The sequence below is a fragment of the Sinorhizobium glycinis genome, from assembly GCF_001651865.1.
GTDB lineage: Bacteria > Pseudomonadota > Alphaproteobacteria > Rhizobiales > Rhizobiaceae > Sinorhizobium > Sinorhizobium glycinis.
The window spans coordinates 112,411-136,177 of sequence record NZ_LPUX01000067.1 but is presented as its reverse complement, the minus strand read 5'-3'; the positions used below and the strand labels follow the sequence as shown (position 1 = coordinate 136,177).

General features: G+C 59.2%; 26 protein-coding genes and 1 pseudogene. 5 read left to right on the top strand and 22 right to left on the bottom strand.

Annotated elements, in window-relative coordinates; genetic code table 11:
* Positions 1-89 precede the first annotated feature (89 nt).
* Both AU381_RS25570 and AU381_RS25565 read right to left on the bottom strand, forming a co-directional pair.
* Positions 90-713 carry an RloB family protein gene (locus AU381_RS25570; protein ID WP_064244402.1) on the bottom strand — a complete coding sequence of 208 codons (624 nt, stop codon included), beginning with the start codon at positions 711-713 and terminating at the stop codon, positions 90-92.
* A 10-nt stretch (positions 714-723) separates the two neighbouring features.
* On the bottom strand, positions 724-2,079 hold the full coding sequence (locus tag AU381_RS25565) for an AAA family ATPase (protein ID WP_064244401.1): 1,356 nt from the start codon (positions 2,077-2,079) through the stop codon (positions 724-726).
* A 699-nt stretch (positions 2,080-2,778) separates the two neighbouring features.
* Between AU381_RS25565 and AU381_RS25560 the strand changes: the two genes are divergently transcribed.
* Positions 2,779-3,033 (top strand): type II toxin-antitoxin system VapB family antitoxin, encoded by a 255-nt coding sequence (locus AU381_RS25560; RefSeq protein WP_064244400.1) that lies wholly within the window; start codon positions 2,779-2,781, stop codon positions 3,031-3,033.
* Positions 3,033-3,419, top strand: a complete 387-nt coding sequence (locus AU381_RS25555) for a type II toxin-antitoxin system VapC family toxin (RefSeq protein ID WP_064244399.1) — start codon at positions 3,033-3,035, stop codon at positions 3,417-3,419. Before AU381_RS25560 ends, AU381_RS25555 begins: the two co-directional genes overlap by 1 nt.
* Positions 3,420-3,473: 54 nt before the next feature.
* Here AU381_RS25555 and AU381_RS25550 read toward each other — a convergent pair whose 3' ends face one another.
* Complete coding sequence (locus AU381_RS25550) at positions 3,474-3,752, bottom strand: type II toxin-antitoxin system prevent-host-death family antitoxin (protein ID WP_064244398.1); 279 nt, start codon at positions 3,750-3,752, stop codon at positions 3,474-3,476.
* A gap of 70 nt (positions 3,753-3,822) precedes the next feature.
* On the opposite strand from AU381_RS25550, the gene AU381_RS25545 reads away from it, so the two are divergent.
* Positions 3,823-4,998, top strand: a complete 1,176-nt coding sequence (locus AU381_RS25545) for a site-specific integrase (protein ID WP_064244397.1) — start codon at positions 3,823-3,825, stop codon at positions 4,996-4,998.
* Positions 4,999-5,004: 6 nt separating this feature from the next.
* On the opposite strand, the gene AU381_RS25540 is transcribed toward AU381_RS25545, so the two are convergent.
* From AU381_RS25540 to AU381_RS25450, 19 genes and pseudogenes are all read right to left on the bottom strand, one after another.
* Positions 5,005-5,346: a hypothetical protein gene (locus AU381_RS25540; protein ID WP_064244550.1), complete on the bottom strand. Its 342-nt coding sequence runs from the start codon at positions 5,344-5,346 to the stop codon at positions 5,005-5,007.
* A gap of 307 nt (positions 5,347-5,653) precedes the next feature.
* Positions 5,654-5,860: a cold-shock protein gene (locus AU381_RS25535; RefSeq protein ID WP_064244549.1), complete on the bottom strand. Its 207-nt coding sequence runs from the start codon at positions 5,858-5,860 to the stop codon at positions 5,654-5,656.
* Between the two features lie 156 nt (positions 5,861-6,016).
* On the bottom strand, positions 6,017-6,751 hold the full coding sequence (locus tag AU381_RS25530) for an NYN domain-containing protein (protein ID WP_064244396.1): 735 nt from the start codon (positions 6,749-6,751) through the stop codon (positions 6,017-6,019).
* 53 nt (positions 6,752-6,804) lie between these two features.
* Positions 6,805-8,019, bottom strand: a complete 1,215-nt coding sequence (repC, locus tag AU381_RS25525; RefSeq protein WP_064244395.1) for a plasmid replication protein RepC — start codon at positions 8,017-8,019, stop codon at positions 6,805-6,807.
* A 179-nt stretch (positions 8,020-8,198) separates the two neighbouring features.
* A complete protein-coding gene (repB, locus tag AU381_RS25520) occupies positions 8,199-9,191 on the bottom strand; it encodes a plasmid partitioning protein RepB (RefSeq protein ID WP_064244548.1) in 993 nt (330 codons plus the stop codon).
* Positions 9,188-10,363 carry a plasmid partitioning protein RepA gene (gene repA, locus AU381_RS25515; RefSeq protein ID WP_064244394.1) on the bottom strand — a complete coding sequence of 392 codons (1,176 nt, stop codon included), beginning with the start codon at positions 10,361-10,363 and terminating at the stop codon, positions 9,188-9,190. The genes repB and repA overlap by 4 nt, the downstream gene beginning before the upstream one ends.
* Before the next feature lie 624 nt (positions 10,364-10,987).
* On the bottom strand, positions 10,988-11,869 hold the full coding sequence (locus AU381_RS25510; protein ID WP_064244393.1) for an ArdC family protein: 882 nt from the start codon (positions 11,867-11,869) through the stop codon (positions 10,988-10,990).
* Positions 11,870-12,090: 221 nt separating this feature from the next.
* Positions 12,091-13,139: pseudogene (locus tag AU381_RS25505) on the bottom strand (Fic/DOC family protein).
* Positions 13,140-13,208: 69 nt separating this feature from the next.
* Positions 13,209-13,412, bottom strand: coding sequence for an antitoxin VbhA family protein (locus AU381_RS25500; RefSeq protein WP_012881325.1), 204 nt, complete (start codon positions 13,410-13,412; stop codon positions 13,209-13,211).
* 120 nt (positions 13,413-13,532) lie between these two features.
* Positions 13,533-13,865, bottom strand: coding sequence for a DUF736 family protein (locus AU381_RS25495; RefSeq protein WP_027991192.1), 333 nt, complete (start codon positions 13,863-13,865; stop codon positions 13,533-13,535).
* Between the two features lie 399 nt (positions 13,866-14,264).
* Complete coding sequence (locus AU381_RS25490; protein WP_064244392.1) at positions 14,265-14,777, bottom strand: thermonuclease family protein; 513 nt, start codon at positions 14,775-14,777, stop codon at positions 14,265-14,267.
* Positions 14,774-16,051: a plasmid replication protein RepC gene (gene repC / locus AU381_RS25485; protein WP_064244391.1), complete on the bottom strand. Its 1,278-nt coding sequence runs from the start codon at positions 16,049-16,051 to the stop codon at positions 14,774-14,776. Before repC (AU381_RS25485) ends, AU381_RS25490 begins: the two co-directional genes overlap by 4 nt.
* A 575-nt stretch (positions 16,052-16,626) precedes the next feature.
* Positions 16,627-17,685, bottom strand: coding sequence for a hypothetical protein (locus AU381_RS30900; RefSeq protein WP_244520138.1), 1,059 nt, complete (start codon positions 17,683-17,685; stop codon positions 16,627-16,629).
* 111 nt (positions 17,686-17,796) lie between these two features.
* Positions 17,797-18,954, bottom strand: coding sequence for a group II intron reverse transcriptase/maturase (ltrA, locus tag AU381_RS25475; protein ID WP_425288635.1), 1,158 nt, complete (start codon positions 18,952-18,954; stop codon positions 17,797-17,799).
* A 260-nt stretch (positions 18,955-19,214) separates the two neighbouring features.
* Complete coding sequence (locus tag AU381_RS25470) at positions 19,215-20,078, bottom strand: ParB/RepB/Spo0J family partition protein (protein ID WP_244520137.1); 864 nt, start codon at positions 20,076-20,078, stop codon at positions 19,215-19,217.
* A gap of 965 nt (positions 20,079-21,043) precedes the next feature.
* Positions 21,044-21,256, bottom strand: a complete 213-nt coding sequence (locus tag AU381_RS25465; RefSeq protein WP_064244390.1) for a hypothetical protein — start codon at positions 21,254-21,256, stop codon at positions 21,044-21,046.
* Positions 21,257-21,446: 190 nt separating this feature from the next.
* On the bottom strand, positions 21,447-21,806 hold the full coding sequence (locus AU381_RS25460; protein WP_064244389.1) for a hypothetical protein: 360 nt from the start codon (positions 21,804-21,806) through the stop codon (positions 21,447-21,449).
* A gap of 141 nt (positions 21,807-21,947) precedes the next feature.
* Positions 21,948-22,133 carry a DUF3606 domain-containing protein gene (locus AU381_RS25455; RefSeq protein WP_064244388.1) on the bottom strand — a complete coding sequence of 62 codons (186 nt, stop codon included), beginning with the start codon at positions 22,131-22,133 and terminating at the stop codon, positions 21,948-21,950.
* 229 nt (positions 22,134-22,362) lie between these two features.
* Positions 22,363-22,635 carry a DUF2934 domain-containing protein gene (locus AU381_RS25450; RefSeq protein ID WP_082910360.1) on the bottom strand — a complete coding sequence of 91 codons (273 nt, stop codon included), beginning with the start codon at positions 22,633-22,635 and terminating at the stop codon, positions 22,363-22,365.
* Between the two features lie 352 nt (positions 22,636-22,987).
* On the opposite strand from AU381_RS25450, the gene AU381_RS25445 reads away from it, so the two are divergent.
* Positions 22,988-23,287: a DUF982 domain-containing protein gene (locus AU381_RS25445; RefSeq protein WP_064244387.1), complete on the top strand. Its 300-nt coding sequence runs from the start codon at positions 22,988-22,990 to the stop codon at positions 23,285-23,287.
* 90 nt (positions 23,288-23,377) lie between these two features.
* A complete protein-coding gene (locus AU381_RS25440; RefSeq protein ID WP_082910359.1) occupies positions 23,378-23,767 on the top strand; it encodes a DUF892 family protein in 390 nt (129 codons plus the stop codon).

Sequence of the window (23,767 nt, the reverse complement as noted above, 5' to 3'; positions counted from 1 at the left end):
GGAAACGATCCGTGGATGCGAGACTCTTAATCGATCCAACACTCTGTCCTGACGTAATTTCAGGCACTTACTGTGGCTTCATTTCGAAATTATGCAGACCCTGGCCCGATGCGGCCGGCTCTAATTGACTGAATGATCTTGTAGCACCGGCTACCAACGCTTTGCGGCCAGCGGTGCTGCGGAGATGTGTCTAGCCCGCTGGCGCGTTCAATCGCCCTATCGAGACCATTCAGAATTGCCCCACAGTCATACTTGTGCTTGTTATAGGATCCCAACTGCGAACGTAAGTGAGTGATGAGACCCTCGTTGCTGACGGGTTCCGGCAGCTCGACATCGAGATGAAGGGCGAGCCATAACTCAAAGCTCGGGTTGCTGACCGCCAACCCGATTTTTTTGGCGGTCGTCACTGCTGCGACCTCACTTAGCGTAGCTGCAGGCCATCGATCAACATCGATGACCAACCAGAGCTCATCACCATCCCCTAAGTCGAATGTTTCTTTATAGACCTTTGCATTTTCAAGTACGTGCTGCGGTGAGGACTTCCCATTCTCAGAGGGGATGACGCGAACCTGGACGTTCGTGAACCGGAATGATTCAAAGTAGATCTTCTCCGTCAGGCTCCCTTCAGTCGCGATAATTATCAGTCTTGCGTCCCTTAGCGTTTCGACCGTCCGATCAAGCGGTCGTTTTTTTCTGCTTGTTAATCCCGGCATCGACTTGTTCTTACCACCCCAATCCTTGTGTGCTGCCCAGGAATGGAATCGCACCGAAGCGTCCGTTTAAATAGCCTTTTCTGATTTCGACGTCCGCGCGGACTTTTAAGTCTGCGAGCGAATACAACTGGGAGTCTCCATCAGAGGTCTTTTCCACGAACCAAACTTCGTCCCGTCGCAGCAGATCGAGATCAAGCAGATGGGTGTTATGCGTCGTGAAAACCAGCTGACCGCAATCGCTCTCGCCAAGGAAATTTGACAACAAGTTGTAGGCGAGCAACGGGTGGAGTTTTCGGTCGATCTCATCAATTACGAAGGTTTTGTCAGACTGGGACAGATCAGCGATCATGGGGATCAAGTGGAGCAATCGACGAGTGCCGGCGGATTCTTCGTCTTGCGTGAAGCGAACCTCTGAACCATCTTCACGCTTATGAACGAACACGAGGTCTATAACTTCCAATTCATTATCATCGTTCTTCCGGATCATGATTCGATTCGAGTCTCGCGCACCGAGTAACGCCATACTCCCCGTTTCCAATGTATCGGAGATTTCCCTCAACATCTCAGGGGGGACGTCACGAAAGTCATCGATTTCGATTGTCCTGACATCGGTCTCGATGTGGTCGATGCCAATTCCGGCGTTGCGGATCGCGGTCGATAGCTTACCAACGAAATCAGAATCTTTGTGTGCTCTCATTTCCAGAGCTGCGTATTCTCCTTCCGCGCTGATAATCTGAAGGTCGTTGCGGAACCAATTATAAATCGGGCGAAGCGCCTCCACATTTCGTTGGATAGCTTCTGTTAAGAATGGCTGGTTCGGGCGTGTCCCGAATGCGACAAAATCCAAGTACTCCTTACCGGAAAGTTTTCGAGACTTCGATTTTTTTACGAGTGATGGGCCTGCCTCAACAGTGGTTGAAAAACCATCTTTGCCTTTCCCTGTGACCCGCTCAAAAAGCGTAACTTCCCGGCCCTTCGGCGAGGCGAACAGCCACTCCTCCTGTATGTGGGATCTGCGAACCCTCAGTCCGTACTCATATTCGACCCCGCCTGTCAGGAAGTTGAATATGAACGTCGCAGGCAAATCATCCTCCCCTGCAGACGTTTTGAATCTTCGTACTCTGATCGGCTTATCGACTTCTGAACCCTGGATAATCAGATCTCGGATGAAGACCAACGCGTGAACGAGGTTCGTCTTTCCATGACCATTGGCGCCGTAAATCGCGGCTGATCGCAGTACGCGTCGTTTTTGATCGCCCGGTGACAAGATATGTCGGGGGTGGCGGTCATCTGCGCTTGCCATCATTGAAAGCTTCGCTTCACCGCGGAAGCTCAGGAAGTTTTCTACCGAAAACTGCAGCAGCATGGGTCACTCCAAAATTAGGCCGTAGACACCGATAGGCTAAAACGGGCAAACTATCTACAGATTTCGTGAAAAAATCTCGAAAACAAAGAATAAACAACCGTTGTCAGTGCCCTTTGAGGCGGGCAATGCCGACAGAGCGCGCAAGTAAGCGCCAGCGTCTCCTCCTCCTCGTCATCTCCCGTTACCCCAACTTACCAAGCAATCCGGCGGGCTGCCTGAGGGGTGGCGTCGAAGGTCTTTGGGGCAGACAGACCAGTGGCCATGCCATGACGAACACGATCAGTTCTGGCAATTTGGCCAAGTGTGCCCGCTCGCCGGCAATCCGCTCGTACCTTTGAGCGCTACCGCTTGCGACGGGCTAGGGGAATATATCGCGCCGCCCCGACAGTTCGGGTTTCATAATCCATTAACCATATGAATTGACACAATTATTTAACATAACGGAAGCTAACTTCCATGATCTTTCCGTTACCCGAACGCATTTTCCGCGGAAAGCTCACTATCGATAGTATTCGGTATCGATAGTGATGGTTTTCGAGTCGCAAATGCTCGCGCCAGACCACAGCCAGAGGAGCCAAAGTCGGACCGGCTCACATTTGCGCTCGAGCGCTTGGTTTTCGACCAGATACGAGGTCCAGGCGCTTGCGCCGCCGCCGGGACTAGGTAGAATATAGGTGATTAGGAACCTAGGAACCAGAAATGGCGCTCAGCATTAAAGATCTAGAGACGGAACGCCTTGCCAAAGCACTGGCCGAGAAAACCGGCGAAACCATTACCATGGCGACCCGCCGGGCATTGGAGGAACGGCTCCGGCGCCTCGCAAACGCCGGAAATCGCGATGTTCTTCTCGAGGAGCTTGCCGCCAGCCGCAGACGCTGGGCGAAGTTGCCGGTGCTTGATAACCGCTCCGCCGACGAGATCTTGGGGTATGACGAAAACGGGCTCCCCGGCTGATGGTCATCGACACGTCCGCCATCGTCGCGATCGCATTCAACGAGCCGGAAGCAGAAACCTACGAACAAAAAGTCGTCGACGCTCCACGGCGCTTCATCTCCGCCGCCACAGTCCTTGAACTCGCCATCGTCATCGAGGCGCGCCTCGGCGAGGCAGGTGCCGCGGAGCTCGATCTGTGGCTTTACAAGGCGGGAGTCGAAATCGTCGCAGTCGACGCGGAACAGATCGCGGTGGCAAGGCGAGCCTGGCGCAGCTATGGCAAGGGCCGACATCCGGCAGGTCTGAACTTTGGGGACTGTTTCTCCTATGCGCTGGCCAAAACGCGCAACGAACCGCTGCTCTATAAAGGTGATGATTTCTCGCGCACTGACATCGAGCCGACATGAGATCGCATCCGTTGCACCCGGCAGCCGCCGCAAGCAGCGTGATCACCGAAGATTTCAGTCGGCAGCATGCTTGTCCGTCAGCCGTTCGGCATTGAGATGATCGAGGCCCAGCTCCATTTCCCCCTTTTCGACCGCGGCGAGGTCATCGTCGCTCAAGCTCGCCGTCGCCTCGGCGCAACGGCCGCGCCGCGACAGCCGCAGATAGTCCTCATAGGCGAGGAGCACGGTGCGCGGCCGACCGTTCTCAGTGATGATCACCGGCTCGCGCACGGCGGCATTCTGATAGGCCGCGAAACTCCTGGAAACCGCCGCGGCGGTCACGGTCGACGCCATTTCAATGCTCCCCTTTTCCGCAACACACGGATTTTCCGGAATGCCCACAAGAGCGTCGGATGCTGAATCCATGATCGACAAACATAGAGTAGCGGGTTCGGACAGCCAAGCGGTGCATCGCCGCGCCGAACAGCTCGACGCTCTTGACGCCATCCTACCGTTCGACCGGCGCGACCAGCTCGCCGCGCTGCTGACCGACGACGACGTCGCGACCCTGAAACATCTGGCAAGCGAAGGCATGGGTGAGAACACGCTTCGGGCACTCGCCTCCGATCTCGGCTACCTCGAGGCCTGGTGCCGGCTGGCCACCGGTTCCCCCCTCCCCTGGCCGGCGCCGGAATCGCTGCTGTTGAAATTCGTCGCCCATCACCTCTGGGATTCGGTCAAGCGCGCCGAGGACCCGGCGCACGGCATGCCGGCTGAAGTCGAGGCGGGATTGCGCGCCGAGCGCCTGCTCAGGGCCGGCGGACCACACGCGCCGGGCACGGTGCAACGGCGCCTGACCTCCTGGTCGATCCTGACGCGCTGGCGGGGTCTTACCGGCGCCTTCGGTGCGCCATCGCTGAAGAGCGCGCTCAGGCTGGCGGTCAGGGCAAGTAACCGGCCGCGACAGCGCAAGAGCAAAAAGGCGGTGACCGTCGATATCCTGACGAAACTGCTTCAGGCTTGTGCCGGCGAGCGACTGGTGGACCTGCGCGATCGCGCGCTGCTCCTGACTGCCTTTGCTTCCGGCGGCCGGCGCCGTTCGGAGGTGGCGGCTCTGCGTGTCAAGGATCTCACCGACGAGGAGCCGGTGCGGGCCGATCCCACCGACGAAAACTCCCCTCCCCGGCCCTGCCTGTCGATCAGCCTCGGCCGCACCAAGACGACGACAAGCGATGACGACGAACATGTGCTCTTGATCGGCCGCCCCGTGAGCGCCTTGAAGCGCTGGCTGGCGGAGGCGCAAATCAAGGACGGGCCCGTTTTCCGGCGCATCGACCAGTGGGGCAACGTCGACCGGCGGGCGCTGACGCCGCAGTCGGTCAACCTGATCGTCAAAAGCCGCTGCAAACAGGCCGGTCTCGATCCGGCGCTGTTTTCGGCACATGGGCTTCGGTCCGGCTATCTGACCGAGGCCGCCAATCGCGGCATTCCGCTGCCCGAAGCAATGCAGCAGTCGCTGCACAAATCGGTGACCCAGGCGGCAAGCTATTACAACAACGCGGAACGAAAGAATGGACGCGCGGCCCGGCTGATCGTCTAAGCGGCACTATGCGCCGAAGAATGCATCTGCTCGCCTCTCAAACGACTGCCACTCTTCCGGTTCCGCTTCCGTCTCCGAAGTATAGCTCCGGTCAGCGGCCAATGCTGACCTGCCCCATGCTTCGGCGCGCTGCATCAGCGACGCCATCTCTCCCTTGAGGCGATGCGAGCGTTGCAGGTCGGCGGCGTGCTTAGCGTTTTGGCGGGGATCGTAGAACACCGCGATTGCCTCGCCGGCTGCCTGTCGTGCCGCCTCCAATTGTTCCTTCAAGTTCTCCAACTCGGCTTTCGCCGCAAAAAACTGTCTCATTACCGCGATGAGCTCGCGGTCACTGTCGCTGATTTCCACGACCCCTCTCCCTCCTTGCGGGCGTTGATCGATAAAAATGGCAAAGTCTGAATAGAGTTCCTGCCAAAACGACAAAAAGCCCGGCGCGGGAGGATGCGCCGGGCTTCAATAGTGACCGACAGCCTGGGAGGAGGAGAGCCGTCCGTCGAACCGAAGCGGCTCGGGAGGAGGTGAAATCGCTTCGGTACCCAGGAGATAATGTTGCGATGCAGCGAATTCAAGCGGCGCGATTACACCGGGGCGTATACCTTCGATCTGCAAGGACCGGGGTTCGCCCGGCCCTGCGACGAACACACCGCAATCGGCCTCAGGCCTGGAGGTTGTCCGCCGACATCTTGCCGGACTTGCGATCCTTTACCAGTTCATAGGTGATCTTCTGGCCCTCGTTCAGACCACGCAACCCTGCCCGCTCCACCGCGGAAATGTGCACGAAGACATCGGCGCTGCCGTCGTCCGGCTGGATGAAACCGAAGCCCTTCGTTGCGTTGAACCACTTTACCGTACCGGTCGCCATAACGTCTTCCTTGATCATTGTCTGCTAGTGTCGGAGCATCGGATGATGCTTTTCTTTACGCCAGCACTGATAGACGCTTCTGGCCTCAAGGGAAAGCCGAGCGATCTGTCGCCCCGTCCCGACACTCCCGCCCTCCCAGTCCCCGCGGAGGCGGCGCTAGTTTTTGTTTCGTTGTTTCACCCGGATGCTGATGGGACCGCCCCCGGCCTGGCGAACTTCGAATTGGTTCGTCTTGCGGATAAGATCGCTGAGTTTTCCGAAGCCGAAGGTGCGAGGGTCGAAATCCGGTGCCAGGTTCAGGAGCTGCTTGCCGACGGTGCCCAGGTTGACCCAGCCATCCTCGGTGTCCTCCTGCGACAGCACCTTCTTGATCAGCGGAACGGCGGCGTTCGCTGGCTGCAGCGGCTTGTCGGCAGACGCAGTGTTCTGCTCGTCCTTGATCGCGCCGGGACGCAAGTTCTCGGTGTAGACGAACCGTCGGCAGGCTTGGCGAAAACTCTCCGGCGTCTTCTGCTCGCCGAAGCCGAACACATCGACGCCTTGCTCGCGTATCCGGGCGGCCAGCCGTGTGAAGTCGCTGTCGGAGGAAACCAGGCAGAAGCCGTCGAAGCGGCCGCTGTGCAACAAGTCCATTGCATCAATCACCAACGTGATATCGGAGGCATTCTTTCCCGTCGTATAGGCAAACTGCTGCTGCGGAATGATAGCGTGTTTCGCGAGCACATCCGCCCACGCCTTAGAACGCGTGCCTGAGAAATCGCCATAGATGCGACGAACGCTCGCTTCACCGATCTTGGCTACCTCTTCGAACAACCCGTCGACAATCTTTGCCGATGTGTTGTCGGCATCGATCAGGACCGCGAGGCGCGGTGAACGTGGCTCAGAGGGCATCAGGCGTTCCTTTCCTCAACGCAGCGAAGCTTAACAGCCACTTTGCGATCGCACTATCCGGCCTTCCGGCCCGCACCTTGGTTAGCCCGCATCAACGCCATCAGCATTGGCCCGAGGGAGAATTCCCCTCGCCGCGCCTTTGCAGTCAAATCCCGGAGATAGCCGCCGGCATTGTGGATGTGCCCCGCCCTTTCGAGGATGCATGCGACAGCAACCGCGGCGTTCTGCTGTCCCATGACCTCGCAGGCGTCCTGATAGGCTGACGGGCTGACCCCCAGCGTCGATCGCACGACGACCGCCGCCGACATCAGGTCGCGCCAGCTTCCAACCGCGCCGCCCGGCCCATAATCGTTGATCGCTGGGCAGGCCTTCAGCACCATACCCAACGGAAAGGCTTTTATCGGCTCGCTCGTCGGCCGGCTGGTCTGGCTCGCCTTCGCCCCCTGCTCATTTCCGGAGCGAGGTTCAAGTTCATTGCTGGATTCGGTATTTGAATTCTGTATGTGGCGTTCGTTTTGAACAGCATTGCTGCCCGTATCTTCGGAATTTTCCTGAATTTCCAGTCGGTTGATGATTTCCGCGCGGAGCATCTCCATTTCCTCGATGATTTGCTGTAGATCCGCGATCGTCGGCGTGCGGGGGATGCGCCCGGTCAGGCCGAGGAATATCTCCTCGATGCGTTCCCAGTCGCCGGCAGCCCCCTCCTCTATTGCGGCGCTGATCAGCTTGCGAACGTCGCGCCGGCAAATCGATAACGCTTCCTTGGTGATGCGGAAGCGCTTGCGCTCTGCGGCGACCTGTTGTGCGGCATGCGCCAGTTCCTCGGCGCGTGCGAGCAGCGGCGCCAGACTGAAGCCGAACGCCTCCTCGATCGCACCGGTCTCATCCTTGCGGGCGTAACGCTTGCCGTTGGCGCTGTCCTTCCGTTGGATCAGGCCGGCGTCGACAAGCGCGGCGAGATGCCGGCGCAGCGTCGTGCCGGCGATGCCGTGCGCACGCACCGAGAGCTGGTCGTTCGACGGGAAGACCACGAGGCTTCGGTCCTCGCAAAGCTCGTTGTCCGGGTAGAACGTCAACAACGCATCCAGGACCGCCAGAGCGCGGTCCTGGATGCCGAGAACAGCCCTCGCCTCGCAGGCGTCACGGAACACCTTCCATTTGTCGGCTGCCTTGCCGGGTCTGATTTCGGCCGTCCGCATTTGCCCTTTGATTTGGGCAAGCGAAACCGGCCGCCGCCCGAAGGGCGTCGTCACATTTCCAACCTGCATTTCCTTCACCTTTCAAATGGCAAAAGAAATCCGCTCACCAAAAACGGTGCCAAAGACTCTTGACGGGGATTCGTGGAAATGCGATTCTCAGATCGCTACATCAGAGGAAGGCTTCCACGACGGCAACGTTTGGGGGCCTTTTTCTTTTGCGGTTATCCTCCTAGTTCCAAGTCCGCGAACTACTGTTTATTTCGCTGCATGAACTGATCGTGCAGCGTCTCAATTTGCGCCGCAACGAAGTCGACGAACCCGGTTGGTACGGATTTGTTGAAAGCGAGTTTGGAGCCGGATTTGGCGTGGCTCACCTGCCCCAAAACAAGACCGTGGGCTACGAGCTGCGTGGCGTCTACAGCCGCTGAGGGAGAGTCTCGCTCAGCGCCGAGCGCGTCAAAAACGGCGTTGAATCGTGCGTCGCTTCCTCCGTTTAGAGTTTCGGATCGGCTAAGCGCTTCCCGGGCCGCCTGAAGCGGAGCCGCGTGTACCGCCCATCGTGCCTCCAAGTCTAGCCAGCGCCGGCGGCCGATCTCTGGGGCCGGGCCAATCTCCAGGACAATCTCTCGCGGTAACGCGTTGGCGAGCCGGATCATTTCCGAAATATGCGATTTGCCAGTGCTCAGTGACTTGCAGATCACGTCGCGACCGAAGCCGGCCGCCTCTTGCGAATGCGCGAAAAGGCAACGCTCTATGAAGGAGAGATCATTGCGGTTGCTATTCTCCTCGCCCTGAAGAACAACCGCATCCTCATCACTGAGATCTCGCGCAATCGCCTTGAACTTGATGCCCAAGAGTTTGGCGGCTGCGAGGCGACGGCGACCGAAAACAATCTGAAACGGTTTTGCGGCACCCTGCACTGAGCGCACAAGGCCGGGTGTACTCTGCCCATTCTCTCCCATCGACTGCATGAGTTCGGTGAGGTTTGCCGCGTCGTATGCCGACGCGAAACGATCAGGAATCGCAGAATCCAGTACATCGTCTGGGTCAATCTCGATGACCTGACCGCCATCCTTAAGAAGCCGCTCAGCGAATTCGCTACGCTCCTGGATCTGCCTGACCCCAGCCGCTACTTTCAGAAGATGTGGGGACGTCGTTCTTTGCCCCCCTCCCCGCTCGGGAGAGCTCTCGAGCTGACCCAAGACGTTAGCAAAAAGGCCCTTCGAGTCCTTGCGGCTCATTCTCTCCCCCATGCCTTCCAGAACAGGCTTTCCAGTTCGGCGTTGGCCGCATTGATGGACTCGATGGCGCGGTCATAGGTCTTGGGAGCGGAGAAGCGCGCCCGCTGCACTTCGTACAAACTTTGCTTCCAGGTTAGGGCATCTGCGACCGCAGTTGACTTGATGACGGAGTTCAGCAGGAGGTCGTCACCAAACACCTGCCGCATGAGGGCTGACATATTGGCCTGTGGATGGTCGTTGGGTTCGAATTTCGTGATGAGGAACTTTGCGAAATCCCATTGAGCCGATGTGCCGACCTCATCGAGGATCTGCATGTATGATGCGGCGAGCTCGAGGAATTTGGCGGTCGAGTCCACGTCAAGCATGTGCGCCGGAACAGGGATGACGACGCCTGTCGCGGCAGTGAGCGATGACAGCGTCAAGAAGTTCAAAGATGGCGCCGAATCCATCAAAATGAAATCGTAGTCGTCCGCAACCTGTTCGAGCGCCTGGGAAACGCGAAGCAGGAAGCCGGTCCCCCCGGCCCGTCGCATCTCCAGCGCAACCGCTGTTTCAAATTCGGTGAGTTCAAGGCCCGCGCAGATGACGTCGAAGCCAGCGATATGCGTTTCGTGAACGATAGACTTTGTTGGAACCGGATCCTCGAAACGAATCGCGGAGTAGAGGGTATCTCCTCCCCTGTAGTCGAAATTCGGGAGGTTGCCATGAAGCGCCGTCAGAGACGCCTGAGGATCAAGATCAACGGCGAGAACGCGGTAGCCGCGTAAAGCCAAGTAATGTCCAAGATGGATGGTGGTGGAAGTCTTGCTGGAGCCGCCCTTGAAATTGGTGACTGCGATAATCTGGCACTGCTCGTTGCCGGTACGGCGCGGATTCATCCACTTCTTGCGGCCGTTGGCGGCGAGCGCCATCCGCAGTTCGAGGACCTGCTCTAGTGTATAGAGCCGGCGACCGTTGGAGATTTCGGGGGAAGGCCCCTGCTCCTTTGCGGCAACCTGCCGGATGTAGGCTTCGGTGACGTCTAGGAGCTGGGCGACTTCGGTAGATGTGAACTTGCGCATAGTGCGCCGCGCGTCCGGCGGAAACTGCGCCATGCTCAAATTGTTCAACGCCAGCTCGAGCTTGCTGGAGAAATTCTCCATGAAGGAAAGGCTGCTGAGGTGTCGCGTCATCAAAACGAATCCTTGGTGGTTACTCTCGCCACTTAACCGCTAATGTGGTTAACGGTCTGCTAACAACCACGTAACTACTCAAAAACCCGCAATTTCGAGTTTTCTCCGCAACTAACCGGTACTCCGATTCGGCCAGGCACTTCAATTATGGCGCGTGAATTCAGATCAGATGTGAATGGCGGTGCTTGTGCATAGTTCCCCGCGGGGAACTTCCGGCACCAGAGGGGAAATCGGCACGCAGACCCTAAACCAAACATCGGATATTCCCGCGTCGTGCCGGCGAACCGCAGCAGCCACGGCGAAGTTTGCGACCAAGTTCCCCGCGGGGAACCTGGACATGAGACGAGATCAGGCTGGCGCCACGTCAGTCGTTCGAACTCCACGAAGATAGCTCAGATAATGATGAGCGGCGAAAGCTGCGCACAGGAAGGCGCAATTTGCTCTGCGCAGCGGCAGCTTGGGCATGGTTCCCCCGCAAGGATCTCGCTCCTGGCAAACGAGCGCCCCCTGCCCCAGATTCTGCATCCTACGCAAATAGTGACATGCTCGTCTGGGTCGACGAACAAGCAGCCGGCCGCGACAGGGTTCGCGACGCGGTTCCCCGCGGGGAACTTTTGCACTGGATCAGACTGGCGGAATGCCAGTCGTTTGAAATCCGTGAAGGTAGTCGGCCGCTGCCTGGGCTTTGGCGGCCGCCGTGATGATCGCCCGCTTGTCGTTCTTCAACGCCTTGAGCCAGCTTTCCAGGTAGGTTGCGGTATTGTCGCGAGGATCGTGGGCCACTCCAAGATCGGCGCAGAGGAATGACGCTGAGAGCTCGGCAACTAGCTCCTCGATGGCGTAGCTTTCACTGCCGAATCGGCCGCTCAAGTCACGGTCGAGGCGATGCTTTGCGCCTGACCAATGCGACATTTCGTGAAGCAAGGTCGAGTAGAGGTGAACCTCGTCGACGAAGCGTGCCCGATCGGGCATGAGGATGTCGTCGGGGGCGGGACGATAGCAGGCGGTTGTTCCGCCGTAGGTGATCGCCGCGCCGGTGTTGCGGACGAAGGTTTCGACGGTCTCAAGATGCGGAACTGGCGTCGCCGGCAGATCCTCGGCCGGTCGATAGAACCGGTCTGGAAGGTTCTCGATCTGCTCGACGTTGAAGACCGTGTAGCCCTTGAGATAGGGAATTGCGCGTTCGTCGTCATCCTCGCGCTCCTTGGGGGTGAAGGTGCCGTACTTGACGACGAGGGAACCTTTCTCGCCCTTTCGGACCTGGCCGCCGAGATCTTGAGCTTGGCGGTAGGTCATCCAGGTGGTTTCCTCGTAGCCGGCGAGCTCGCTTGCGAGCCACAGCATCAGGACGTTGATCCCGCGATAGGCTTCGCCTGTGGCGCGGCGCGGAACGAGGGAGCCGCGGCTGTTTCCGCGCCAGGGCCGGATCCACGGCTTTGTGCCGGCTTCAAGCTGATCGATGATGGTATCGGTGATGCGCTGGTAGGTGTCCTTGATGCTCTGCATTGCCGTCTCCTTCCGTTGGTTGACGGCAAAAAACGGAGATAGCAGAAGCGAGCCCATGCACCCGAAGGGCCGCAACAGAGTGGAGGACCGCGCCAGCAGTTGCGTGGGGGAGGGGCTATCGTAGCTTGTCCGTCAAATCACCCAACGGAAGGAGAGGGCGCAGAACATCGGCGCCTCCTGCTCACGGATAGCTCTTTCAGCTTAAAGAGCCGGGGGGCAGGTTACCGTTCGCGATCGTCGTCATCACGCTCCCGACTGCGCTGTGCCGCCATTTGCGCCTCGATCGCCTTCAACTCCGGGTTATGGTCCTGCTGTGGCTGCCGCGCTGGCGCCGGCTGCGATTGCGCCTGCTGGGCCGACTGCTCGCGCCTCACTCGGGAAAAGTCCGACCGGGCAGTGAAGGTAATTTCCTCGTCGTCCGGCAACCTCTCCGGCAGATCCGTGCGATCGGCGACGACAATCCCTTGGCCGGTCACAAGGCTGGCAACGCGATTGTCGTGGCCGAGAACCGTTCCTGTGATCTCCTCGCCGGCGCGGGCGGTGCGGACATGGTGTTGCAGGGGCTCTTCGCCGACCTCCCGCAAGTCTTCGAATGCGGATCGGAGAGCCTCCCGGCGCCCCGGGTTCATCGCGTCCTCAATCGCATGCTTCATCGCGGGACTGGACGGGTCGTTTGTGGTCTCGATCGACGCCTCGATCATGCGCGGCTTGGTGATTACAGAGAAGTCGATTTCGTGGCCGTAGTGGCGGCCCAGCTCGGAAATAAACGCTTCCTGGGCACGTCCGTTTCCCTCTCTGAATGGATGCACATAGTTCAACTCTGAGAGGACTTTCCCGGCGCGCTCAGCGAACTCCTCAGGCGTTGCATTGCGAAGGGCCTGCGGATCTCGGATCGGCTTCAGCGCCTCGTCCAGACCCATTTCTATGCGCGAGCCGGGCAGGAAGGACGTGCCGCCCTTAGAGAGGCCGCCGATCGGCTCTACGCGCTGACCCTCAACGACGGGACTTTCGTTGCGCGTATGACCGGCCCATTCGTACACATCCTGAAAAATGTAGCCGTGGATCGCCTTCAGATGAGCTTTGTCGAAATTGCCTTGCGGGCCGTCTCCTTCAGCAATTTCCTGCATCCGCACGGCGGTCGCGCGATACTCTTTCACGCGCAACTCGGAATGGGTTTCAATTCCCATCTGTTTTTCAGAACGTTCGTCCGGTCTGGATCGTCCGACGTGTTCGGATAGGTGTAGGAACCTTTGGGGCGCTCATCAGCCATGGCGAAGCTCAACAAAAAGCCGCCAGCTCTAAGCAGGCGGCCTTCTGCTCTTGAAGGTTGATCGGGAGGTTATCTGACAGGCGGCTCGATCATGAGCTGCCGGTATTCCTCGCGGGTGATGTCGCCGGCGACATACCGCGCGGTCGCCTCCTCGAGGGCAGGATCGTGAACGTAGCCCTGCCGGATATTGGCAGCGCGCGCCTGCTCGGCGGCCTTGCGCCGCTTCTCGATAGCTTCCGGGGAACGATCCGGACGGCGGGAATGAACGTTCATCGGCAAATCTCCAGTTACGGGCCACCCTAGCAGGAAAAATGCTGAAAATCCAGCAATTTGCCGGATTTTCCGGCCTTTCGAAGGTGAGCGCCCGGCGACTGGCCGGGCGCCGTGAGCGGATTAATCGCGGGGTTCCCATTCGATGATCGCCTGCAGGGAGGCATCGTCCTGGCCGGGGAACCGGCCGAGATTGGCGTTGTAGCGAAGCTTGCGGATCGACAGGGTGTAGTACGGCTTGCCGTCCTGGTTCTCTTTCTTCCAGATGCCGCCGACCTCGATGTCATGGCCGCGCGGTGACTTGGCGTAGACGCGGTGCGTCGGGGCCTTTTCATTGTCGGACTCGAACGGCACGACCTTGATGTCCATGTCGCGGTCGATAGTGGAGATGAGGCCGGCGCCCTTTGCGGTGTCGAGATTGTCGCCGTCGAACTGGATGTAGTTGGTGATGTTCATGTCTTTCACTCCTCTTTGGTGGTTGCGATGATCGTTCCAAAGGCACGGCGGAAAGCGGTGCGCACCGCAGGCCGGAGCGCGAGCGGAGGAGGCGAGAGGACGCAAAAATTTGCTTCGCGAGGAAGCCGAAGGCGGGGAAATTTTTGTGGCCTCCGCTTTGCGTAAACCGCGTCGACGTGCGAACGAGCGTCAAAAGCAACCGCCCTGGAGGAGTGTGGCTTGAACCGTTTTGGCAACGTTTCCCCGTTTGTCAGCGACGTACCAACCGCACAATTTGCAGCAATATGATCCAATGAGGCGACCTGATCAACAGGTTTTGCGGTGATCCCGACGACGACACTGAAGCAAATTGCTTCGCGCGCCGTCGGCGCCACTGCTCCGTATTGGCTATCTCGCGGGTCACTTGTTCCCGGAAAGTTTGGAACGACGATAGACGTGCGGGCTCTCGATCTCGGCTGACCACATGCCAAAGCCATTTTCGCGGGCGCGGTTCTCGGCCTGGCCGTACTCGACCTCGCTGATCGAGTGGGTCGCCGGCAGATACCGTAGCATTGCCTCCGCCAGTCCTGCCTTCACCATCGCAAGGCCGATATCGACGTCTCCAATGAAGCACTGGCCCACCAGGCGGCGATACTGATCCTGATCGATGATGTCGCAGCGAACGTGCTGGCCATCGATCATTTTCCCAAGATAGCTGCGGGCTGCGACGCCACAGCGCCATAACTTCCCGTCTTTCAATCCGGTCTGATCGCGCTCGCAAGCATCGATCGCCGCTATCCTGATTCGCTGATTCCGGATGCTGATGGTGTCGCCATCGATCACGCGGGCACGGCCGGGATAGTCCGCGGCCTCCGCCGAACCGTGAACGATAACAAGGGCGGCGAAAAGCGCCGGTAAAGCGTTACGTCTCAATGTCTGACCTCCATGGAATTTCGGGCGGCGAGCCCGAAGACAGAGCGCGCGAGATGCAATTCGCCCGCGCCGGCGCGGTCCGTCACAGCCCGCAAATATCCTCCCGGCGAGCTGACTTCCTGCCGGTCGTATTTCTCAAGTGTCACGGCGACGGCGACGGCGGCTTGCTGCTCGCCCATCTGCTCCACCGCGCGGGCGCGGGCATCCTCGGAGATCCCGGCAAACCGGCACATCAGCGGCACGGCCCGCGCCAGGTCGGCCCAACTGCTGGGGGCAAACCCGTAGGTCTTCAGCGCTGGTACCGCCCTAATCACGTCTTGCAAGGCCACCATTGCCTGCGGCAAGCGCCGTGGCTGGTTGATTTTGCTCCGGCCTCGCCTCAAGCTTTCTTCAAAAGCCCATTTGCTGGCGGAGCCAGCCTTAGGCGAACTGAGTTGTTCGGCGTTAGCCGAACGCCGTTCCTGATTACTCTCGTCAAAGGGATGACGGGTTGTAATCTGTTTGTGCATGCCGTTTTCGACATACGGGCATGTCATATTTTGCGTTTCTTGCGCTTCTGTCGATCGGCGCGGGAGCTGCATCATCCGCTCTATCAACCACTCCAGAAGAGCCGTTGCCCGCCGTAGCACGCGACTCGATGCCTTGCCGGCGATTCCGACAATGTTGCTCACCCGCTCGATCCGGGCGCCGATACGGCTCAAAGAATCCTCCGAGAGACGCGCGGCGGCCGAGAGGGCATAGTGAGCATTGCGAAGCGCCCCGCGGTAGCGCCGTAGCGCCGCGTCGGCGGCTTTCTTCTGAGCCCGAACCTGTCTCACGAGCTCGTCAAGCTCGGCATATCGCACGATCAGGATGCGAAGGTCGATTCCGCAACCGTCCGTGATCTCGCCGTCGCCATTGCGGATGGGATAGCGCTTGTAGTTGCCACTGTCCTGCATCGTGATCAGGCCAGCGTCGAAGAGGCTGGATAGCATGCGGCTGACGCGACCGACCGACCGGCCAATTTCGAAGGCCAGTTGCTGGTTGGACTTGAATACGATCGGACGGCCGGACCTGTCGAATGATTCAGCGGGAACCGTATTGATCAACGCGACCAACAAGTGGCTTTCGGTCCCGTTGATTAGCCCTGTGCATGTCAGGCTTTGAGCAAGCACGGCCAATTGGGCACGCGTCACGGTTCCGATATCCGCAGACTCTGCCAGACGCCGGAATTGCGCACGCTGCGGCGTTATCCTGCGGCCGATTGGCCGCTGATGAATTTGGGTATTCCCCATTCCTCGTCTCCACTTAGGGACCAGGCAAAGCTTCGCCGTTCACCGAAAAGGTGCTTTTGCAATTGACAGGGAAGGGAGGGTCTGCGAGAAAGGATTCGGCTAATTTATTGACTCATAGACCCCGCTTCCGGACTTGTTCGGGAGCGGTTTTTCTTTTCTGGTCGGGCCTGTCATCTCCGTGAAATTTGATCAGAATGCGCGAGCGCCGGAATCACGACTGATTCCGCCATTTGAAAAAATAACCTCATAAACCAAAACGGTGCAACAACGTGCTACGCGCAAACGCCTGTAAGGCGTGTGTTAGGCCGAGAATGCCGTTATGTCTTAGTATCTTGCCGCATTTTTACTTATTTTAAGAACGCCCGCTTTGAGCCCCATGTCTGAAGCAATTTGATGCAAACCAATACCTGAAACGCAAGAAAAACCGGGCGGGAAGGGGAGTTTGAGGGGAGGGGGAATCGGGCCTCCCCTCAACATGACCGTGGGCCAGGTCGATCCTGGCCCACGGTCATCGGCGGCCGTGAAAGCGGGAGGGCCGATCACGCGGGAGGAACGTGACCGGCCCGCGACTGATGTCACTCAGCCGCTTGAGGGAACTGCTCGTCGCTCTCGGCTCCAAGCTCCTGTTCCGCCTCGGCGGGGGCTATACGAAGCGGGGAGGGTATCCAGCCGGTTCCGGCAACAAGGCGATCTGCTATCGTGACCGCTTCGGACTTCTTGGCGGCGGCTCTCACCGACAATTCCGCGTCACTGCCTCTCGCCTCGGCCACCGAAAGCTCAATGGTCGTGCGGTTGACGTGCTTGAAATAGCTGTCGCCGGTCGCCTCGAACCAATCTGGCATGTGCACTTCGAGCGCTCGGCCAAGCTGGTTCGCCTGTTCGATGCCCCTCTTGCGGTCCATAAACTTCTTCTCCACCGCATTGACCGAGTGCGCCGCGCCGAATGCGAGAAGCATCAGCACCATGTCTTGCGGCTGCTCCAACAGCCAATCGAACAGATCGGCAGGGCTTCCCGGCAGGTGATGGCCATAGTTCTCCGCAAGGTCATTGAAGGCGGAAAGGCCCCGGCAACTTTCGGCGCTTTTCATCGACGGCTCTAAGCGTTCGTGCGTCAACGACAACTGCAATGCGCTCTGCTCCGAATTGTACGGATAGGCCACGCTGAGCAGCATCGCGTGAACGACGGCGACAAGCGCCACGTCAGGATTGTTCGCCAGTTCGATACGCAAGGCGGCGGTCTTGTGAGCCGTCAGGTCCTCGATCAGTGCAGCGGAATGGCTTATCGTTGGTACTTTGGGCTTTACCGCGCTGCTGGCGCTCGGCAAGCCTTCGCTGTCCTCGTCCTCGCCGACTGCCTCCGGCTTCACAAAACCGCGCTCGATGGCAAGCCGCCCGTAATAGTCGAGGAATACGAAGGCTCCTGCCTGTGCCAATGCCTCCGTGCTATAGGCTTCCGATCGGGCATTGAGAGTGTCGATCCGCTTTTCGACGTCGGACAGCTTCGCCTCTGCCTCGTCGTCGGCCATGCCGCTTTCGATCAACTCGGCAAGCTCGTCATATTCCGCCTGTGCGGCATCGAGCGCCGCCTGATCTTCCTCGGAAAGAGGAAGAGCCTCGGGATAGTGGCGCTTCATCGCATGATAACCGGCAGGCGCCGTGGCGGAGCACTCGATTCGCGGTAGGGACGTCCGTTTCCAGACGCCCCCCGCACAGATCCGGACGAGCGGATTTCCCGCATCCGGCTCCTACCTTGGGTGTTTGACGGCGAAGCGGATGCTTGGCCAAGGATGAACGGTACGCGGCTTAGGGAGCCAATGGTCGGCCAGTACACCCATCCGTACCCAGGTCAGGGCATGCTTCTGGCTACGGCGCCGAAGCGTCCGTCCCCAGAGCCTGATGACGTGGTCACGGAATGCATTCAGCGACCGATGGTTAGTCGGCACTGCATGATAGGCAAAGTAGCCAGTGATGACCTGCCGCAGCCACCGCCCCTGTTGGGGGATGGTTTGCAGCATGCGCTTTCGCAATTCGTCCTTAATTTCCCGCAGTTTCGCCCATCGACGATCCCGCCGACTCTTCCGACGGATTTGGAACCGGCCTTGCCGATCCCTCCCGCAGATATGGGTGAAACCGAGAAAATCGAACGTCTCCGGCTTGCCGACACCCCTCCTGTTTCGGTCTCTCGCCGCGAAGCGGCCAAACTCGATCAAGCGGGTCTTGTCGGAGTGGAGCTCCAACGCAAACTCCTGTAGCCGCTCACGCATCATGTTCCAGAAGCGACGGGCGTCGGCTTCTTTCTCGAAACCGACCACGATGTCATCCGCATAGCGTACGATGATCATGTCGCCTTTGGCTTCGCGCCGTCGCCAGCGTTCAGCCCACAGATCGAAGACATAGTGTAGGTAGATGTTGGCTAGAAGCGGTGAGATTACCGACCCCTGTCCAGTTCCACGTTCACTCGTCCGAACGACCCCGTCCTCCAGAACGCCCGCCTTGAGCCATTTGCGGATCAGGCGGATGATGCGCGGGTCACCGATCCGGTGCTCAATGAATCGAATAAGCCATTCTTGGCTTACCTCATCAAAGAACGATCGAATATCGGCATCCAGAATGTAGTTCACTTTCCGCTTATCAATCCCGACATGGAGCGCATCCAGCGCATCGTGCTGGCTGCGTTCAGGTCGGAATCCATAGCTGAACCCGAGGAATTCCTCCTCGTAGATTTGATTCAGCACCGCAACCGTTGCTCTTTGGACTATTTTGTCTTCAAGCGCAGCAACTGCGAGCGGGCGCTGTCGTCCATCCGACTTTGGAATGTACCTTCGTCGTGACGGCTGGGCGCGATACGCTCCCCTGTCTACGGCTCCTCGCCTTCCCGATGCGGGCCAGTGATGATCTGTCATCCTGGTCAAACACGAGGCCTCCCGGTTCCCGTGCAAGGAGCGTCCATGCATGCCAGGTTCTATGACCACGCCGGGTCGATCGGACGCTCGCGTTAGCACGTCCGATCGTATTGCCTTCCGCGTATGGGACGGCGTCGGCACCCGGAAAATCGCTGTTTTCGCGGCTCAATGGCTGGCCTGCATGTTCCCCTGTCAACGCTTCGCGACCGGCCTCACGGCCGTACGCGCATGACTCGGGGCCGATGCGGTTCGCTATTCCTTCATCGTAATGGACTTGCACCATCTACTCCTTGCCGGTCTCCCGGCGCACCCCCATTTCCAGCCTTCGGCACGAACTGTCGCGGCGGCCGCCTCGAGCTTTTCAGCCACGAGTTTTTTTCGACCAAAGCAACGTCCATCGCGTAACCGGCGTTTCGCTCGTCAAAAAGCTCGCGCTGAACCTGTCCACCGGCTTCCTCGTAAGCCTCCAGCCCGCCGATGAACTGCACACGCTTATCGGTCGCCGGAATCATTTCCTCGGTCAGCGCTCGCCGGATCGAATGAGGGTCGCGGTTCCAAGAAGCAAGCGAGTTCCAGACGGTCACCTGCCTTTCGTGATCATCGCTGACCGTGAAGGCCGACAGCTGCGCGAAGCTCATGTCCTCGTCGCGGAACTGCTGCAAAAGGATCGGCGAAACGCGGGCGAGAGCCAGCCGCTTGCGGACAATGGCCTCGGTCGTGCCGAACCGCGCGGCAATGTCGGCAATCTCCTTTCCTTGCTTGGCTAATGCGTCAAATGCCTCGTACTGGTCAACCGGGTGCATTTCCTCGCGCATGACGTTCTCTGCGAGGCTGATTTCCGTGGCGATCTCCCCTTCGCGTTCCTTGCACTCGACGGGGTGATCCTTGGCGATCTCGGCCGCCTCCGCCAACAGCTTGAGCGCAGCCAATCGGCGGCCGGCCGCGACGGCGAAATAGCGGCCCTTCTTGTCGCCCTTACGAACGACGAGGTTCTGCAGAAGCCGGTAGCCGTCGGCTCGAATGTTTGCTGCCAGCGCCTCAATGCCCTCGGCGCTGTAGGTCTTGCGCACGTTCCTCGGATCGACGTCGAGCTTACTCAATGCAACGGTGATGATGTCAGTCATGATGGTTCCTTTTTTCCCTATTCCCGCGAAGCGGCCTCATGCCCGAAGGGGCAGGAGCCCCGCTCCTGCTCCCCGAGCTCGCGCGGAGCAGCGGGGGAGAGGGGGGCCAAGGGGACAAATCGGAGGGGGATCACCCGCCCAATGGGGCGACGCAAAATCCGCCTCGTGCGGATCCGCGTCGATCCTGCACGGAGCGAGCTAAGGGCGAGCGGAGGAAGGACGGGGAGACCGATTTTCCCCTTGCAGGGGAGAGGGGGCAGAGCGCCCTTTCCCCACTGAAGCAAACAAATGAGCATACCAGGCGGAGGCGCAGCCGAGCCCGTTCGCGCACCGCTTTGACCGGTTAAAAGGGCAGCCGCAGGAGGTTTAGCATCAGCGCCGCCCAAAGGGCGGAAACCGGGACCGACTGTCCCCGGCAAGCGGTTCAACACAATATTCGATCTGCCGGCGTTTCCCACGAGCCTCCGGCAAACCCTACGGCGCTACCTGGCGGGCGCGGGTTGCCTTCGGCTGCTCCGCTCACTGAGGCTCGCTGCGGCCGCTTATGCCGGCCATGCCGGCGCGGCTGGAAAACTCCTCGCACAATTCGGGCCGCGGCATGCGAAACTTCATTTGCCCTTGATATTATCTGCCGGAACAGCGTGGTTGCGGACGGAGCGATCACCCCGCCTCAAGAGTAAAAGCCTGACTCCAGACTTTAATCTGACCTCGGCAAGTGCGACTCGCGCACATACGGTAATTGCCGAACGGCCGCCAGCGCGGTCACCATCTTCATCGGTGCGAACACGCTCGAAGCATGGCTTAGTTTCGGGGATCGATCCTGAACGCCAAATGCAAATGCCGTGAACAAATGGCTGAAATAAGCATGAACGGCGGCAAAACGGTTCGAGAACAAAACGAAGCCAACTAATACCGTCGAGCTATGACAGCGGAATCTGCACGTCGGCACTCCTAGTCGGAACTGATCATGTCTGACCGTCCGGCGTAGTTAAGACGGTGTGGAGCGAGGCGGCGTCGCGCACGCCGCTTTCGTAGAGCTGAATTAGCCTCCTCGCGACTGCTTCGGCTTCTTCACTCTCCCGAGATAGCTTTAGTTCTTGCAGAACGTCTTCGAGGACGGCCTGTAGGTCATTGAGCTCTTCGGGGGAGATCGGCAGACAGCGATGGTGGGCGCCCATCACGGTACCTCCTCTATTGGAGAGCGAAGCGAAAAATCATCTTCCCGTCATCGGTACGTGCTGGCAACCAACCACTGATGGAGGCAAATACTCCTGGTTCGGCGGAGACGTGTGCCGCAGGTGATCTCATGACGAGTGAAAGATGGGGCACGAGTGCCGATCATCAGGGTGTCGTATACCTGGCGGTGCATCACCCATAATCCTGGCTCACTTTGATGGTCTCAAAGATGACGGAAATGGATCTGAGGATTTCTTGGGCGAGATAATTAGAAGCGGCTGCAGAGTCTGCGGCGTCCGCGGACGCAAAGGTCGTGATGATTTGGTCGGGAGCTGTCCAGATTGTATCGCCGATTTGCTCAACGACCTCCTTCAGGGAAGCTTCCACCCCATAGCGACAGAAACGGAAATGCCGTCGCAGTCGCAGGTAGACGTGGATTGCCATCGCGGTGGCGAAATCTCGCTCTTGGCTGCCCAGGAGGTTCTGACGCATCTCCGCATCGATTTCCATTAGGGGGATAAGGACGGCGGCTGCCGTCAGTTCCTTGCGCATTTCCCTGGCCTTCCGCCAAGTGCTTCAATCCCCAAAGCGGGACTCCGCGATCGCTCCCTTGAAATACAGGTTTAGCGATGGTCCTGCAGGGGCGCCTTTCTTGGCAAACGGCTCCACCCTCAATACCGGCGCAATGAGCGGTTAAGCCTTCTTCACCTTCTCTGCCAAGGCGTTCGCCTTTTCGCGGGAGTTCCCTGCTTCCTTGATGATCTTGCGAGCCTGCTCCTCCGTGAGTTTGTGCTTTCGCTTGAAATAGCTCAGCTCATAGGGCTGCTCGGCGGCAACGCGTCGGCGATCGCGGCCGACGGACGTCTTAGTGTCGGGCATCTGCGTCCTCCATTTTTGTGGACGCATCAAAAACGGCATCGCGCATCGTAAGTTCCCCTTAGGCGGGGTAACGCAATCGCGCGAGGTCGGGAGGGACGAGATCGCGCTGGCGTTCAAGCCTGGCGAAGGCTTGCAAAGACCGTCAGCATAAATCCGCGGGCGCTTAAGCTCATGCCGCCGGAGTCCCGCCGTTCAAGCGGCCATTCTGCACGACGGGGCGAGACGCACGTTATCGGCCTCCGCTCTCGCCGTGGCCTGACGTGCGTCCTTCTTCTTCGTCGAGCTGCTTTTCCGCTTCGTGCCAGTGGCGCTCATGCCCTCCGTCAGGTCGTCCCTCGCGCTCCCAGATTTCGTAGGCGCGCCTCCGAATGCGCTCTCGCTTTTCGTCGGTGCTTTGATCCGACGGCTCGGTGCCAGTCTGGTTTGGCCTCTCCAGTTCGCGTTCAATCGTCTCCCTGGAGCCCTCGACCGGATCTTCGTTCCGTTTTTTGTTACCAGCCATCATTTCCTCCCTTGCAGATTAATTTTGACGACCAGTGCACGGCCAGGTCAAGAGCTCTCGTCGGCAGAATAGCAGTGCTCCAGGGCTGCCGTCCCTCCGATTTCAACGAAGAACTCAGGCGGGCTCTTTGGCATCGGTCAATATTTGCCGCCACAACGTTGCACAGCCAACATTTAGGTAGGCGTGCAGACCAGGACAGCGTGTGAACGCGTCCGAAACGGCGTCGCTGACGGTAAGTTCCCCAAACCCGGCCATCGCTACAGCGGGCAGGAAATCACCCTGCGAAGGTTTTCGCAATGGAACGAGTTGAGCTTGCGGCGGGTTACTGCCTGGAAAGATTCGGGAGGCCCCAATGAAGGAAGCTCTCTGGCGCGTACCGCTTTCGGTAACTCTTCAGAACGGCATGCCTCGTCTATTCCGCGGACCTTACGACGCTCTCGATTTTCTGGAATACGAGTGGCCGAGCCACGGCAAGTGGCACCACCGCGCGATTCGCGACTGCCGTGCCGCCCTTTCGGGGATCGTCGCCGCCCAGATAGCAAGAGCGTCGTTCGCCGCAGCCTGCGCGGAGGCGTCTTTGGCACTCAAAGACGCTCAGGCCGCCGGCGTTTCCGAGAGGTCTGCGAAGGCGGCTGCCGAGCGGCAGCATTGAGCGGAGCTGCTCGATCCGCCGTGGCAACATGCTCAAGGGGCTCGCGGGGCCCTGGCACCCCTTCAGTCAAGGTGAAGAAAGGAGAACACTATGTCTGATCCCAGGGAGCATCTCCATGCATGGCTCAGGGATGCGCATGCGATGGAAGAGCAGGCGATCACCATGCTGACGAGCCAATCGGCGCGCTTGGAAAATTACCCGGAACTGAAGGCGCAGATCGATAAGCACCTCCAGGAGACCCGCGATCAGGCGGCGATGTTGGAGCGTTGCCTGGAACGGGTCAGCGGCGGCACCTCCGGTCTCAAGGATATCGCTGCAAAGATGGTCGCGTTCGGTCAGGGGCTAAGTGGCCTCTTCGTCGACGACGAGGTCGTGAAGGGCTCGCTCGCTGACGGCAAAACACTGAGCGAAATTGCGCCATACCGGGCCGAGATTGGTCTCGCAACGATGGCGGAACAATCCCGGCATATCGCGATTTGA